General features: G+C 44.8%; 14 protein-coding genes. 8 read left to right on the top strand and 6 right to left on the bottom strand.

Translation table 11 applies throughout. The features are described 5' to 3' along the window. Positions 1-322: 322 nt before the first annotated feature. The 6 genes from R7Z49_RS13760 to R7Z49_RS13785 all read right to left on the bottom strand — a co-directional run bounded on the left by R7Z49_RS13760 (position 323) and on the right by R7Z49_RS13785 (position 6,594). Positions 323-748 carry a phosphate-starvation-inducible protein PsiE gene (locus R7Z49_RS13760; protein ID WP_025768316.1) on the bottom strand — a complete coding sequence of 142 codons (426 nt, stop codon included), beginning with the start codon at positions 746-748 and terminating at the stop codon, positions 323-325. Positions 749-916: 168 nt separating this feature from the next. Beyond that, complete coding sequence (locus R7Z49_RS13765; protein ID WP_005379372.1) at positions 917-1,756, bottom strand: ABC transporter ATP-binding protein; 840 nt, start codon at positions 1,754-1,756, stop codon at positions 917-919. Between the two features lie 35 nt (positions 1,757-1,791). Further along, positions 1,792-2,649, bottom strand: a complete 858-nt coding sequence (locus tag R7Z49_RS13770) for an ABC transporter ATP-binding protein (RefSeq protein ID WP_318111749.1) — start codon at positions 2,647-2,649, stop codon at positions 1,792-1,794. Positions 2,650-2,658: 9 nt separating this feature from the next. Continuing rightward, a complete protein-coding gene (locus R7Z49_RS13775) occupies positions 2,659-4,485 on the bottom strand; it encodes an extracellular solute-binding protein (RefSeq protein ID WP_017634997.1) in 1,827 nt (608 codons plus the stop codon). A gap of 38 nt (positions 4,486-4,523) precedes the next feature. Beyond that, positions 4,524-5,567 (bottom strand): ABC transporter permease, encoded by a 1,044-nt coding sequence (locus R7Z49_RS13780; RefSeq protein WP_005379369.1) that lies wholly within the window; start codon positions 5,565-5,567, stop codon positions 4,524-4,526. A gap of 1 nt (position 5,568) precedes the next feature. Next, positions 5,569-6,594, bottom strand: coding sequence for an ABC transporter permease subunit (locus tag R7Z49_RS13785; protein WP_005384771.1), 1,026 nt, complete (start codon positions 6,592-6,594; stop codon positions 5,569-5,571). 820 nt (positions 6,595-7,414) lie between these two features. On the opposite strand from R7Z49_RS13785, the gene R7Z49_RS13790 reads away from it, so the two are divergent. The 8 genes from R7Z49_RS13790 (at position 7,415) to gmk (ending at position 16,122) form a co-directional block, all read left to right on the top strand. Further along, a complete protein-coding gene (locus tag R7Z49_RS13790; RefSeq protein ID WP_017634998.1) occupies positions 7,415-10,015 on the top strand; it encodes a TonB-dependent receptor plug domain-containing protein in 2,601 nt (866 codons plus the stop codon). A gap of 65 nt (positions 10,016-10,080) precedes the next feature. After that, the gene (locus R7Z49_RS13795; protein ID WP_318111750.1) at positions 10,081-10,845 is read left to right on the top strand and encodes a DUF3450 domain-containing protein; all 765 of its coding nucleotides are present in this window, start codon (positions 10,081-10,083) and stop codon (positions 10,843-10,845) included. Between the two features lie 3 nt (positions 10,846-10,848). Continuing rightward, entirely contained in the window at positions 10,849-12,210 is a 1,362-nt protein-coding gene (locus R7Z49_RS13800) for a MotA/TolQ/ExbB proton channel family protein (RefSeq protein ID WP_017634999.1), read from the top strand. A gap of 9 nt (positions 12,211-12,219) precedes the next feature. Then, positions 12,220-12,747, top strand: a complete 528-nt coding sequence (locus R7Z49_RS13805; protein ID WP_005379363.1) for a MotA/TolQ/ExbB proton channel family protein — start codon at positions 12,220-12,222, stop codon at positions 12,745-12,747. A gap of 25 nt (positions 12,748-12,772) precedes the next feature. Beyond that, entirely contained in the window at positions 12,773-13,180 is a 408-nt protein-coding gene (locus tag R7Z49_RS13810) for an ExbD/TolR family protein (RefSeq protein WP_005379359.1), read from the top strand. 4 nt (positions 13,181-13,184) lie between these two features. Next, entirely contained in the window at positions 13,185-13,817 is a 633-nt protein-coding gene (locus R7Z49_RS13815) for an energy transducer TonB (RefSeq protein WP_005379353.1), read from the top strand. Between the two features lie 9 nt (positions 13,818-13,826). After that, positions 13,827-15,050 (top strand): tetratricopeptide repeat protein, encoded by a 1,224-nt coding sequence (locus R7Z49_RS13820; RefSeq protein ID WP_054579406.1) that lies wholly within the window; start codon positions 13,827-13,829, stop codon positions 15,048-15,050. 448 nt (positions 15,051-15,498) lie between these two features. Then, entirely contained in the window at positions 15,499-16,122 is a 624-nt protein-coding gene (gene gmk / locus R7Z49_RS13825; RefSeq protein ID WP_005379347.1) for a guanylate kinase, read from the top strand. Positions 16,123-16,273: the final 151 nt, after the last annotated feature.

The following is a 16,273-nucleotide window of genomic DNA, read 5'->3' on the forward strand; positions in this document are numbered from 1 at the left end:
ACCAGATAGAAGAACTTTAGTTGCAGCTAAAGTCTGGGTCTCACCTTACCCGATTGGAGTACTTATTATCCATACAATTGTTCAAGAGTGGTTCGTAATGCATTCCATTTTTTTAAGATGCACCTTCCGTAAGGCAGTTAGCCCTTGTTTGGATGATGACAAAACCGATGACACAAATCAGAACCCAATCACATGCCATAATTTAAGGCATTGTTAATTAAAAACTTTATCCTGACAATCAACATTCAGATCCAAAACATTGAATGATCTAAAAGTCATCGAGTATTGAAACAAAAAAGCCCCGCTAATACGGGGCTTTCTTTTATTCGTCTTTTTCCAAGGTACTGTTATCAACGTAGGGCCAATAATGGTGTCCAATTCTGATCAGCAAAGTAGCCGCAGCCAAAATAAACGCAGCCAGAGATAACCACACAACCAAAACCGCATCCAGTTCTTTCATTCCGAGTGTGATGTAGCGGGCGATCGCCATCATCGCGATGTAGATAGGATAGCGTACCGGAATTTTACCGTTCATCACGAACTGCTGCACCATGGCGAGCACTTCCAGATAGATAAACATCAAAAGAATATCCGTGAGTAAGACACGCTTCTCTACAAATACGTGCACAAACTCTTGCATCATGGCGTACAACGTCGCCAAGGTAATAGAGACTAATAACACCGCCTCCAAAATATGGAAGATTTTCAGGAAAGGTCGACTAAAGGATTTCGGTAAATTCGACGGCATGGTCCATTATCCAAACAAAGAAAATAGGCCTTGAGTTTAGCATGCAACGATCTTCAATCAATCAGAATAAACATCAGTGCGAATCGACTCCAAGTCCTGGCATTTGCTTATAAAAACGCTCCGCTTATTTGGCGGAGCGCTTTTGTGTTATAGGACCTGTGGCATCACTTACGCCACTTGCTGCTTTTTTTCAGCTACGCGCTTTTTCTTCCGATATTTAGGGTGAGTGATCGGAATCGCAGATAGGAGTTTTTTGGTGTATTCGTTTTGCGGGTTTGCATAAATTTCTTTAGCGCTGCCTGCTTCTACCACTTTACCAAAATACATCACGGCAACTTTGTCAGAGACATGTTTCACCACAGAGAGATCGTGAGAGATAAATATGATCGCCAAGTTCATTTCTTGTTGCAGTTGTAGCAATAGGTTCAAGATTTGCGCCTGTACCGACACATCTAACGCAGATACCGATTCATCACAAATCAGCAGTTTAGGCTTCAATGCAATCGCGCGAGCGATACCGATACGCTGCCGTTGTCCGCCTGAAAATTCATGTGGATAACGGTTTACTGCCGTTTCTGGTAATCCCACTTTGATTAAAAGCTCTTTTACCCATTGTTTACGCTCTGTTGGCGTGCCAATTTTATGAATAACAAACGGTTCTTCCAGAATCATACCGATGGTATGACGCTGATTGAGTGACTCCATTGGGTCTTGAAAGACGATTTGCATGTCTTTACGCAGCGAGCGCATCTCTTTCACAGACAATTTTGTGATGTCTTTACCTTCAAAGAAAATCTTACCTTCCGTTGGCTCGTATAACTTTAAGATCGTGCGACCAAGGGTGCTTTTACCACAACCTGACTCACCAACTAGCCCCAGTGTTTCACCTTCAGAAACAGACAGTGAAACTCCGTCTACCGCTTTGATGGTGTAGCCTTTCTTGAACAGCCCTTTACCAGAAACAAAGTGCTGCTTAAGATTTTCAATTCTTAATACTTCTTTTGCCATAACATCCTCTTTTATGACTGGTTCACTTTGCTCAGTTAACTGGCAAACATACTGGCATCAATAGGCTTGATATCGATCATCTGCTTTGGCTCATTATCTAAGCTCGGCATCAGCCCCATCAAACGCTCTGTATATGGGTGCTGTGGGTTATCAAACAACTCAAAAATTTCTGCTTTTTCGACAATACGCCCGCCATACATCACGGCAACATCATCACACACTTCTGCCACAACCCCGAGATCGTGAGTGATGAATATCATCGCCATGCCCGTTTCTTCCTGAAGATCGTTCATCAGTTCAAGGATAGACGCCTGAACCGTAACATCCAACGCTGTAGTCGGTTCATCACAAATCAGAATATCCGGCTTACAGGCCAATGCCATCGCGATCATGACACGCTGGCGCATACCACCAGATAGGTTATGGGGATACTCATTCAATCGCTTCTCTGGCATTGGAATTTTTACTTTTGCCAGCATTTCAATCGCGTACGCCTCCCGCTCCTTTTTGTCGAGCTCAGGTCGATGGAGCTCAAGCACTTCACATATTTGACGACCAATGGTGTGCACTGGGTTGAGCGCCGTCATCGGGTCTTGGAAGATGATCGAAATGCGATCGCCACGCATGGCGTACATCTCTTCCGCAGGCAAATCAACTAGGTTGGTGCCGCGATAATTCACTTCACCTTTGATAATGTTGCCATATGGCTTAGGTAATAGCCCCATGATCGACATTGAGGTTACGCTCTTACCACTACCTGACTCTCCTACCAGACCGAGTGTACGTCCAGCTCTCACATCAAAGTTCACACCATGCAGAACCTTCACTGGCCCATCATCGGTGGTAAATTCAACTTCGAGATCTTTAACACTTAGGATTACATCGTTTTCCATAACCAATCCTTACAGCTTATAAGTGTCATCTACGACAACAACAGGTTCAAAAGCTTTGCCTGACTTCATCGCTTGTTTCGTTTCTTTTTTGATATCACTATCAATCCAGTAAGTGCCATCGCCTATGATTGCACCACTGAACAGCGCCTCTGTCATGCGATTCATTGGCTTATCTGGAAACTTTAACCAGCGCCAGTGACCATAGCGGACATAAGGAACCATGTAGCCTGGGACGATAACGTGAGCATCAATGATGTCACGCTGAATCTCATGACCTAGCTGGATCTTTTTATCCATATCCATGCCAAAACGATACTCGATGATCTTTTCATCCAGTTCAGGCGTGCTGTAGTTTGTGAAAGAGTTAGTTTGCGGCTTGTTCGCATTGACTGAATGGAAGTACTCCCAATACGTTGGGATCTCAGACGTACCCATATCTAAGAAAGCCAAATCGTGCTTTTTCTCACGTACGTATTTGAACATGGATGAGCCATCAACTAACTTGAGCTCAATATCCAGCCCTGCTAGCTTGGCTTGCTCACGCAAAAATGCAATACGAGGAGTATGAACAGGTGTTCCGTAGGTCAGCTCGAAGCTTAAGCGCTCACCTTTATCATTAACACGAATACCATCAGAACCAATTTTGTTAAAGCCTGCGGCTTCGAATGCCTCGGCCGCTTTTGCGGGATCAAACTTCGGTGCCTTAGCATCTGGTAGGGTGTATTTACCATGACCATAACCGGTCGGGTTTGGTTTACGGGAGTAGTCGCCACGCATGACATTCTCTATCATGCCATCAAAGTCAATCGCGTAAGTAATGCCCTTGCGAATGTTTAAATCATCCAGCAAAGGCATCGCGGTGTTCATCCATACACCACCAGCCCCAACTGGGAATTGGTTGTAACCCCAGAACTTTTGAATGTATCCCTTTTGGTAAGGTTCCGTATTCGATTTATCATGCCATAAGCTTGGTAAAACAAGACCAAATGCGTCCAGCTTCCCTTTCTCAAAGTGCTTCATCGCGATATCACTGTCGCGAATCACTGTGATGCGGATTTTGTCGACATTATAACGATGTTGATAATACTTATTGCTGTAACCCCACCAGTCTTCACCGACATGTTTGAAGGTCACACTTTTACCTTTTTTAATGTCATCTAGGTAGTATGCACTGGTCGTTGGTTCACTTTTAAAATTGTAGTAGCGGACAAAGTTGTCATGTATACCGTCACCATTTTCATCTTTTGAAGGGTTAGCATAAAAATGTGCGGGACGTGGGCGCAGGGCCCCCATTCGTAACAGCAACTCTTCCGGATTAAACTCTTTCGCCGCCTTAACAGCAAACGTGTGAGTGTCGTACTTGATAACATCCGCAATCGTTTTGTTGTAGTAATCGTTGTACCAAGGCTCCAAGATGTCCTTGGAACGATAAAACTTCAGCATGAACACGAAATCGTCGGCAGTCACAGGTTTGCCGTCCGACCATTTGGCTTCAGGGTTGAGTTTGAAATAGACCGTTTTGTTGTCACCTGCTAACGCCCACTCGTTAGCAAGCTCAGGGATGAACTCTAAAGTATCTGGGTGGCGGACCACCAAGCCTGGTGTTTCATCTAAGATAAAAGAACGTAGCCCTGCATTAGCGTCTGGGCCAACACTACGTAACGTCTGCGGGAAACTTGACATAAAGGTGCGATAAGTCCCTCCACGTTTCGCTTCTGGCGAACCATATTGAGGCTCATCCCAGTTTGTTTGCCAGTTTAAGTCAGTCGGAAGCGTTGCTGACATTGCACCAAAACTCAGGGCGCTCAGCGTGGACGCTAAAAATAATTTCTTCATAAAACTTCCCTTTTTTATGTTTTGCTCACAATGCTCGCTTAAACATAGCGTGTGAATTTTTTCGGGTCGAAAGCCGCTCGAATGGCTTCACCAATAAAGGTCACCATTACCAGAACCAGAACAATAGAAGTCACTACTGACGCAACAATCCATGGCGAATCTAAGTTTGACTTACCTTGTTGCAGTAGTTCACCCCAACTTGGCGTTGGTGGCATCAAGCCTAAGCCTAGGTAATCGAGAGCAGTCAGTGCTGTGATGTTAGCTGCAATAGTGAAAGGCGCTAGGGTTACAATCATCACCATCGTATTTGGCAAGATGTGATTAAACAAGATACGTCCGGTCGATGCCCCTAAAGCACGAGCCGCCATTACATATTCTCGTGCCGCTTCTTTATAAGTCATGGTCCGCATGTACCATGTCATACCCATCCAAGTGAAAAGCACGTTAATAGCGACAAAGAGAGCAAACGTCGGTTGAACGATTGAGACAAGAATCATAATGACGTACAAAAACGGGACCATTGACCAGATTTCGATAAGTCGCTGTACAAACAAGTCAAATTTACCGCCCCAAAAACCCATAGCACAACCGACTGCAGTACCGATCGCGTAGGAAATGGCCATCGTAAGCAACGCAAATCCCATCGCCGTTCTGAATCCGTAGACGAGTCGCGCCAAAATATCGCGACCTATCACATCTGTACCTAAATAATGCTTATTTTCGGCACTAGGCGCTGTTGGCGGGAAATCACCACTAAAATCTTGTTCGTATGGGTTCCACGGCACAAGCGGCAAAATAACAAAGTTGTCGCCCCCTTCAGCCTCAAACGCTTTTTGCAGTACACGATAATCGGCTTCACTGGATGACTCTTGGCCGAATTCGCTACCTAAACGTACGTCACTGACAACAGGAAAATAGTAGCTACCATCGTACTTGACGACTAGCGCTTTACTGTTGATCAAAAGTTCGGCGAATAGAGAAAGGATCAACATGATAGAAAGAGCAACAAACGACCAATAGCCTCGTTTGATCTCTTTAAAGTGACGAATTTTCTTTTGAGTTAATGGACTAACTTTAATCATGTTACGCTCCAAACTTCACACGTGGGTCGACTAAAGCAACACAAATATCTGAAATGATGTTACCAATGAGCAGTAACAACGCATTAATGGCGACAATACCCATAACAACAGGGTAATCACGCTCCATGATTGATTCGTAACCCAATAAGCCAATGCCATCAATATTGAAGATAACTTCAATCAGGAAGGCACCGGTCATGAAGAACAACAAAGAGTTACCAAAGTGACTCGCGATCGGAATTAAGCTGTTACGCAACGCGTGCTTACGAACTGCTTTTTTGAAAGGTAATCCTTTCGCAATTGCGGTGCGGATGTAATCTGAGGAAAGGTTTTCCATCAGGTTATTTTTCATTGTCATCGTCAGCGTGGCAAAATCACCAATGAGGTAACAGATCAAAGGCAACACCGCATGCCACATAATGTCTTTAGCGCGTTCAAAGAAGGTTTCGTAATCGTCGAAGTCATCGCCGACAAAGCCTCCCATCGGAAACCATTCCAAGTGATAACTAAATAACGTGATCAGCAATACACCCACCACATAACCTGGTAGCGCGTAGCCTACGAAAATGAGTACTGAAGAGGCGGAATCAAACACAGAACCGTGCTTGAGCGCCTTATAGTAACCAAGAGGAATCGAGATAAAATAACTAATAAAGAAGGTCATGCCGCCATAAAACAACGACACTGGCAAACGCTCTGCGATCATATCCGAGACAGGCTCGTAGTAACGCGTCGACTCGCCAAGATCTAGCATTACCAAACGACTTAACCACTCGACGTACGCTTCCGTTACAGGTTTATCCAGGCCATAAAACGCATTCAGCTCCGCGATTTGATCGTCAGAAAGAGCCGTATTACCACCCGCAGACGTCATTGATGCGGCGCCATCTCCCTGAGACTGCATTTGTGACAACATGCGTTCAACAGGTCCGCCAGGCACGAAACGAGTGATAGCAAAGATGAGAATAGTTATCCCGAGAAACGTTGGGATAACCAACGCCAAACGGCGTAAAAAGTACGACAGCATATACAACTTGCTCCTTGTCTACTGTCCAGTTCAAACGGAGTGAAAGAGGATATTTTCCGCCCAAAATGGTGCATATTTATCTCGTAGTAACTAAAACTGTTGAAGCACACTCCCTGCGCCTCAAGAGCTAGACTTTTCTACTACTGCAATAATTTCAGCGTCATATTTATCTTGAATCCACATCAGCTTCAAGTGTTTGAAACCAAAACATGACAAACTTCCTTCGATGTCGAAAAACAGAAATGTTTTTGTAAAAAATTATAAAAAACCACAAAAATAATTCATACAGAATATCAATCTAGGCTGTTTAGAGCCAAAACCCTACATAAAAATGCACCCTACACACATAAATAGACACATAATCCAAGGTTATATTTGACCTAAAAATACGAGTGAGCCCTTTAACAGCAATGGGTATCATATTTTGATACCACCTAATAAGTTCGAGCTAACAAAGTATGGATTCGATATAAAACTCATCTCAGAACAATTCACTGGAAAAATATCTTTTTCCAGATTCAATTACCCACTAAAAAACCATAGGCAAGATAAGTCATTAAAGTTTATAAGAAACACAAAATACGGTGTTTTATTGAAATTTAATCTCGATGCATAAACCTTATTCGGTTTTTTATTCCGCCTTTTAAACAAAGCCTGGTTATTTACATCTTTTTTACATTTAAGCATCCCCGTTTACCACTGGTTTGACTTCCTTTTTTCATCTCGGTTATACATTGGCCGAACGTTAACGAAATATTAACGTCACATTTGGCCGCTATGCGGCCAGACATAGGAAATAATAATAATCGGAGCAACAAGGATGTATAAAAACACAACCGCTTTATCTGTTGCGATAAGCCTTGCTTTGGGGACAGCAGCAGTTGCAGCCCCAGCAACAGCACTGGCAGAAGAGCAGCAAGTTGAAAAACTTCAAAAGATGAAAGTTACTGGTTCGCGTATCTCCACGACGGATATGGAAGGTCCTTCACCAGTTACTGTTATTAATAGTAAAGACATTGAGTCTAAAGGCTTTAACAGCGCGCAAGACGTATTGAACAGTTTGACCCAAAACACAGGTGGTGTAATGGCTCAAACAGACTCTTTCTCGTTTACACCAGCAGCGCAGTCAGTCAACTTACGTGGCCTTGGCGCGTCACGCACATTGATTCTTATTGATGGCCGTCGTCTTCCTCAATACCCGCTAGCACAAGATGGTACATCTAACTTCCAAGATATCGGCCAAATCCCTGTCGCCGCTATTGAGCGTGTTGAAGTAATGACCGACTCAGGTTCTGCTATCTACGGCTCCGACGCAATCGGTGGTGTCGTAAACTTCATTTTAAAGAAAGACTTTGATGGCGTTTCTGTAAAAGTACGCGCGGGTGACGCGACGGATGGTGGTTACCAAAATGGTCGTTTAGACGTTGTAGCTGGCAAAAACTTTGACGACAAACGTATTCTCTTCGTTGGCCAATTTGCGGGCAACGAAATGCTAAAGCAATCTGACCGAGATGATTGGGCTGGCGATGACGGTTCTAGCCGTTCTCAGCTAAGTGGCTACTCTAGCTACGGTGCAAACTTTGAAGGCGCCAACGGAACACTTCTAACACCAGCTGATGCTGGTTCTTCCTGTAAAGAAGTCGTTGGTGATGCCGCGATTGAACGAGCGGATGGAAAGTGTGGTGTTAACCGCTCTGCATACCGAACATTAAAACCAGAAAACAAACAAGTAGACCTACTTTTACGTGGTGAAATGGACATTAACGACAATGTCACTGCCATGGCAGAAGCCCGTTTTGGCTACAAGTCTACAGAATCTGAATTCGAACCTAACCCTTACAGCGTTGAAGTTGATGCCACTCACTTCCGCGGCGAAGGCGAATACACTCGCCGTATGGTCGAATTTGGACCACGCGAAAGTAACACTGAAGCCGATTCTTTTGGCTTAACCTTAGGCTTGAACGGCCTGCTTGCTGATACGTATGATTGGGACCTATCCGCTGGTTACTCTGAGCAAAGCGTTGAAACAAGCAACCCAGCAATCTTCCTAACTCTCGACCAAGCTGTACAAAATGGTGATGTCGATCTTCTAGGGCCTATCTCTCAAGACGTTGTAGACAAATACAGCGGCACTTCAAGCAAAGAAGCTTACTCAAAGCTTTACTCTGTTAACGGCTCACTGGCTGGTGATTTGGTTGAACTTCCTGCAGGTATGTCTGGCTTTGCTGTTTATGGTGAATGGAACCGTACTGACTACAATGAGACGATTGATGCGACAACAGCAGCTGGTGGTTTCTCTGGTCTAGGTGGAACATCAGGCGGCGGTGACCGTGATCAGATTGGTCTTGGTGTTGAAGCTCTTATTCCTATCATTGAAGATTTAGAAATGACTGTCGCTGGTCGTTACGACCACTACTTCGACGACTCGGCAACTGGCGGCGCATTCACTCCTAAAGTAGCCCTAGCATACCGTCCTACTGACACCCTATTGCTACGTGGTAGCTACGGTCTAGGCTTCCGAGCTCCAGACTTGAAGCGACTATTTGGTGATCAAACTCGAGGCTTTGGTTCTGGTTTTGACCCTGTGCTTTGTGCCAACGCTGGTGGTAGCGGCCCACAAGATAAAGACAAGTACCCAGAGTGTGATACTCAGTACTTCGATACGCTTAATGGCCCTAACTCTGAGCTGAAAGAAGAAACAAGTACAAACATTAACTTGGGCCTAGCGTGGGAGCCTGTGGATGATCTTGGTGTAACTGTTGACTGGTACCACATCAAGATGGAAGACGTCGTAACAGCACCAACTTACCAAGACGTAATTAACGATCCAGGTAAATACCCGGGTACTGAAGTCGTTCGTAACCCAGATGGCACCATCAAGTCGGTATCCTATGGTCCAGTGAACCAGTCGTATGAAGAGCGTTCTGGTATTGACCTAGCGATCAAATACGCATACGACACTAATGAGTTCGGTTCATTTAACACGCGTGTTGCTGTAACGAAGATCTTGATTGCTGAATATCAAGAAAACGACAGCGAGCCTGTAACGGATGAAAGAGATTTCATGCCTGAATACACCGCAACGTTAAATCTTGGCTGGGCATATGAAGATGTCGCTATCAACCTATTTGGTAAATACCGCGACCGTATGTGTTCAAGCTACGCAAACCGTTACTACTTTGATGACTGTGATTCTGCTAAAAAAGCGGGTTACAAAGCAGAAATCGCTAGTATGACAACGTGGAACCTAACGGCTTCTTACCAATTCAACGAGAGTGGTCGTGTAACTCTTGGTGCTATCAACATGTTTGACAAAGTACCGCCTGCAGATCCTCTAAGCGATACCTCTCCATTCTATGCAACTGGGTATGACGATCCAATCGGACGTCAGCTATACGTCGAGGCATCATACGACTTCTAAAAAATATTTGGCGCGGGTTTTCCGCGCCCTTTTCGACTGACTAAAACACTGACAAGGATGCAACCATGAAATTCAAGGAATTTGGTCTCAGTGCCATAGCTGCAGCATTGCTTACTATCAGTAGTAGCTCTATAGCGGCCAACTCTGGTGCTGTCGTTTCCACACAAGCAAAAGCAAATCAATCTTCAGAAGCTTCGCAACAAAAAATCGACAATTATGCCGAAAGTACTGAAGGCATGTTGGCAGAATACAAAGGCTTACTACGTCAAATCGACAGCATGAAAGTCTACAACGAGCAAATTAACCGTATGGTTCAATCACAGCAAGGTGAATTGGACTCATTAAATAACCAAATTGCTCAGATCGATCAAACGGCAACAGAAGTAGTGCCACTAACACTTAAAATGATCGATGCACTCGATGAGTTTGTGACTCTCGATCTACCTTTCCAGAAAAAAGAACGTAATAAACGTGTCCAAGAACTGCGTCGTCTCATGGATCGCGCCGACGTAACGACTTCTGAGAAATTCCGTAAAGTGATGGAAGCCTACCAAATTGAAGAAGGTTTCTCTCGCTCAATTGAATCTTACAAAGCTAGCCTAGATAGAAATGGGGAAACCGTGACTTACGACTTCCTACGTATTGGTCGCACGGCGCTTTTATTCCAATCTCCAGACGGTGGTGAGACAGGTATGTGGAACCAACAAACACGTCAATGGGAAACATTACCGGAAAGCTACCGCATAACGGTACAGCAAGGCCTTCGTATCGCGAAGAAGCAAGCGCCACCAGCGCTAATCAAATTGCCTGTATATGCTGGGGAGGAATAAGAGATGAAAGGATTCAAAACTCTAGCCGCTGGTCTACTAGCGAGCTTATTTATGGCTTCAGGCGTACAAGCAGAAACGCCTAAAAACCTATCTGAACTACTCAAAAACGTAAAATCAGAAAGCATCGTTGAGTCAAAAGAGAACAAAGCCCGTGAAGCTGAGTTCAAGAACAACCGAGATAAGCAAGCAGCATTATTGCAACAGGCTCGTGAAGAGCTAGCTTCACAGCAAGCACTGGGCGATCAACTTAAAGCGACATTTGATGAAAACGATAAGCAGCTGACTGAACTAACAGAAACCTTACGTGTTCGCTCTGGTACTTTGGGCGAAATGTTTGGTGTGGTCCGCCAATATGCGGGCGAGTTTAAAGGCTTATTTGCAGCCTCTCAAAACGCAGTTCAGTTCCCAGAGCGTGACGCTCTACTAACGAAACTGGCTGAAAGTAAAGAACTGCCATCAACACAAGAGCTAGAAGCATTCTGGCATACCATTCTTCAACAAGTGGTTGCCTCAGGCGAGACAGCAACAACCCAAGCAACGGTTGTTTATGGCGAAGGTAAAGAAGCGGTTCGCGATGTTACTCTTGTCGGTGAATTTAACGCGATTGCCGATGGTAAGTACGTTACTTATGTACCTCAAACAGGTAAGTTCGAAGAACTCTCTCGACAGCCTCGCACCAATATTACACGTCATGTTGCGGGCTTTGAGTCAGCGTCAAACAGCTATGAGCCACTGTTTATTGACCCATCCCGTGGTGTAATTCTGTCTCTACTTGTACAAAGCCCTACCGTTCAAGAACGTATTGATCAAGGTGGCATTGTAGGTTACGTCATCCTTGGTATGGGTGCAGTTGGCGCTATCATTGCTCTAGTTTGCTTCCTACGCCTTCAAGTGATTGGCGGTAAAATGCGTAAGCAAGCGAAATCAGAAACTGTGATTCCTGGTAACCCATTGGGTGAAGTTATCCAGGCTTACCAAGAGCACAAAGGTGACAACCTTGAAGATCTGGAAGCGAAGCTGGACGAAATCATTCTACGTAACGCTCCAAGCATTGAACGCTTCATCAGTTCAATCAAGCTATTTGCTTCTGTAGCACCTCTACTTGGTCTACTGGGTACGGTAATGGGTATGATCGGCACATTCCAAGCCATTACTCTGTTCGGTACTGGCGATCCTAAACTGATGGCTGGCGGTATTTCTGAAGCTCTTGTTACAACCATGCTAGGTCTGGTTGTCGCAATTCCATTGCTGTTCCTTTACACCATCGTACACAGTAAAGGTCGTCGTTTAGTTCAAACTCTTGAAGAACAGAGTGCAGGCTTCATCGCTCGCTATCAGGAAAAACTACATAAAGCCGAAAGCTAAGGAGGCGTTATGTGGTGGTTAGTTGGAGAACTTGAATCAATTAGGCGCTTCTTGGGAATGGGTGGCGATGTACTCGTCGCCATCTTCATCCTCAGCTTTATGCTGTGGGCAGTATTGTTAGAACGTTGGTTCTATTTTGCTGCCGTCGCTCCAAAAGCCATGAAAAAAGCCGTTGGCTCATGGCAGGGGCGCTCAGAGCACCAGAGCTGGAACGCTAAGATGATCCGACAAGAAATTGTTTCTCGTCAGGACATTGAGAATAAAAAGGGCCTGCCAATCGTGAAAGTATTGATTGCGCTTTGTCCCTTACTGGGTTTGCTCGGCACCGTTGTTGGCATGATCCAAGTATTCGACATCTTAGCGGTAACAGGAACAGGAAGCCCTCGAGCAATGGCCTCGGGGATCTCAAAGGCAACAATCCCAACTTTAGCCGGGATGGTGGCTTCTCTATCAGGACTGTTCTTTAGTTCACGTCTTGATCATTTAGCCAAAGTCACAACGCAAAAGCTGGAAGATAAGCTAAAGCATATTGCCTGAGTAAATGGAATTAGAGGTATAGGTCATGAAAAGACGCTATAGCAGTGATAGCAGTGATGAAACCGCTATCGATATGACACCGATGCTCGACATCGTATTCATCATGTTGATCTTCTTTATCGTAACAACATCGTTCGTAAAAGAAGCTGGTCTAGAAGTAAACCGCCCGACGGCAAGCTCTGCGCAAACCGTGAAAAAAGGTAACATCATGGTCGCAGTTGGTGCGGCGGGTGATGTTTGGGTTGATAAACGCCGCATCGAAGTGGACGCGGTTCGCGCGAATATTGAACGTCTTCGTGCAGAAAGCCCTGATGGCGCAGTTGTTATCCAAGCCGACACAGAAGCAAATGCTGGCGTAGTCGTGAAGGTTATGGACCAGATCAAAATGGCAGGTGTAGAAAGCATCTCCATTGCCGCAACCAATAAGGATTAAGCTTATGCGGTATCTGGCCTCAATTGCACTGGCGCTCATTGTCTCCCTCGGGTTGTTCTGGGGGATGGACAAGCTAGTAAACAAAGAGCGCCACGAGTTAGTGTCGAATGATGACCTGCGTATGGTCGAGTTTATTCGCATTAAACCAGACGAAAAAATACAGGAGAAAAAACGCGAACTTCCAAAGCCACCACCGCCTAAGCGTCCGCCGCCGCCGCCAGAAATGAAAGTGACAGCGACAGTAAAACCGGTGATGGAGCAGACCCCAATGGATATGCCAAAGCTTGACCTACCCGTAAATGTTACAGGTGGTTCGGTGCTTGGACATTATAGCCAGGGTGGAGGTGCGCAACTCGCGGGTAGCGGAGGTCCAACACCTCTAGCGACATTCCAACCTCAAATGCCTAGGAAAGCTGCGAAAGCAGGAATAGAAAAAGGGGTCGTCTTATTAGAGTTTACTGTCAACGCACGTGGTGCCGTAGAGGACATCAAAGTTCTTAAAGAGCAACCACGACGCTTAGGCCTCGGTCGAGCGGCAAGAAAAACAGTCTCTAAATGGACATTTAAACCAAAATTGGTTGACGGGAAACCTGTTAGCTCGCGCCTATCGCAAGAAATAGAGTTCTCAACCAATTAAGGAGTCACGATGAAAAGTTTATGGAAAAGCAAAGTGGCTTCTTTAATTCTCTTCGTAGGAGTGGCAATGGCCGCTCCTACGATGGCAAAAGAAGCTCCTCAGTTATCAGATCGGACATTTCGAACCGTTAACAAAGTGCAAGAGTTGATCGCAACTGAAAAATATTCAGCAGCGAAAGAAAAACTAGCAAGCGCTTTAGAAAGCACAAGTTCGAAAAAATACGACCGAGCAGTTTTACTTCAGCAGACTGGCTTTTTGTATTCGCTACAAGACAATTATGTGCAAGCAGCAAAATACTTTGCCGAAGCATTACAGCTCGACGCACTTCCCGTTCCTGTTGCTCAACAAGTTCGCTACAGCTTGGCTCAGCTTTACCTAGCTGAAGAAAAGTATACGTTATCTGTAAAAACGATGAAGGAATGGTTCAAGGTTGCAGAAACAACCAAAGAGAAGCCTCAAGCTCATGCTTATATCACGTTAGCGAGCGCCTATGTTCAGTTGGAAGATTACAGAAATGCAATCCCGCCAACCAAAAAAGCCATCGCGATGAGCAAGAGCCCAAGTGAGTCTTGGTACTTAATTCTCGTTGCATCTCACTACGAGTTAGGCCAGCTGAAAAGCGTTGCCAGTGTACTCAAAACTCTGACTTCAAAGTACCCTCAGAAAAAGCGTTACTGGATGCAACTTTCTGGTGTCTACATGGAGCTAGGTCAAGAGCGAAACTCTCTAGCCACCCTAGAAATGGTTTACAAAATGGGGAAACTAGAAGGAGAGAAGGAATATTTACGCTTTGTAAACTTCTTGGCTTATCAAGGTATTCCATATAAAGCAGCCAAAACTCTTGAAAAGGAAATGGCAGCTGGAAACATTGAAAAGACGAAGGAAAACTATGACCGCCTAGCCAGTTTCTGGCAGCAAGCTAAAGAGCTAGATAAATCAATTCTCGCTTATAAAAAGTCATATAACCTCGCTCCTTCTGCTAAAACGCAAATTCAGATTGCTCGCTTAATGATACAAGACAAGCAGTATTCTGAAGCAACTCGTTTTGTAGAAAGCGCGGCATCCAGTGCCTCTAAAGAGCAAAAGGCAGAACTTGAATACATTCGCGGGATGGCCTATTTCGAGCTTAAGCAACCACAAAAGGCCTTGCAGGCGATGAAAGGCGCTGCTCAATCGCCAAAATTCAGGTCAACCGTTAGCCCTTGGATAAATTTCCTAGAGTCTCAAGGATAATTCGAAGATTAAGTGTGAGTCAGTCGCACGCCTGGGGAAGTGAAAGCTTCCCCTTTTTTCCGTTTTATCTTTATTAACCCCTATTTTTAACCAGAGTCACTCACGCAAGCCAAATCGGGACTCTAAACCTAAAATCAGCACACTAAACGGTTGTAGAAATGGTTTTAATAACAGAGTGCGCGGATGGTAAGTCCTGTACCACGCTCCTTCTTCGCTGTTTAGGAACACTCTGGCGTAAGTAACTATTTCATCTGGGACGATCACAGACAGAAAGATCAACTGGTAACAAAATAGAGATCATGATACTCTTCGCCTCCATTTTTCTGGCGGGATTATCACCAATATCCACCCCTTTGGTGGTTGATTTCTCAATGCCAGTGCTATCGTTATAAGAATGTCGAACTTTCCTTCGGCACTCAATCAATCCAATCAAAAGTGGAACAGTACAATGGGCAAAGGTACTCTCTATATCGTATCTGCACCTAGCGGCGCAGGTAAATCTAGCTTGATCTCAGCGATGTTGGAACGCAACCCAACCTACGCAATGAAAGTGTCTGTGTCTCACACCACGCGCAACATGCGACCTGGTGAAGAAAATGGTGTCCACTACCATTTTGTAGCGAAAGATGAGTTTGAAGCCCTGATCGCTAAAGGTGACTTCCTAGAATACGCAGAAGTGTTTGGTAATTATTACGGCACATCTCGTGTATGGATTGAAGAAACACTAAATAAAGGTATCGACGTTTTTCTAGATATCGACTGGCAAGGCGCACGCCAAATCCGTGAACAAATGCCAGAAGCCAAAAGCATCTTCATCCTGCCACCATCAAACGGTGAGTTAGAGCGTCGCTTGAACACTCGTGGTCAAGATAGCGATGAAGTGATCGCAAAGCGTATGGCTGAAGCCAAGTCGGAAATCTCTCATTACAACGAGTACGACTACGTGATCGTAAACGACGATTTTGATACCGCTTTGATGGATTTTAAAGCTATCTTGCGTGCTGAAAGATTGAAGGAAGAAAAGCAAGCTGCTAAATATAAAGGTATGCTTGACGCGTTGTTAGCAGAGTAACTTCAAAAAAGTCACGCTGTAAAACATAAAGAATTTCCCGTTTTTTGCCCAGTGCGAAAAACACAATAAACTACCTGAGAAAGTCCACAAACGGTGGCTTGTCTAATTGCTAGTAAATAAAGTAGTTAGGTTGTATACTTTCTCGTCATTC

It is taken from the genome of Vibrio sp. 1562, from assembly GCF_033340155.1.
In the GTDB taxonomy this organism is placed as follows: domain Bacteria; phylum Pseudomonadota; class Gammaproteobacteria; order Enterobacterales; family Vibrionaceae; genus Vibrio; species Vibrio alginolyticus.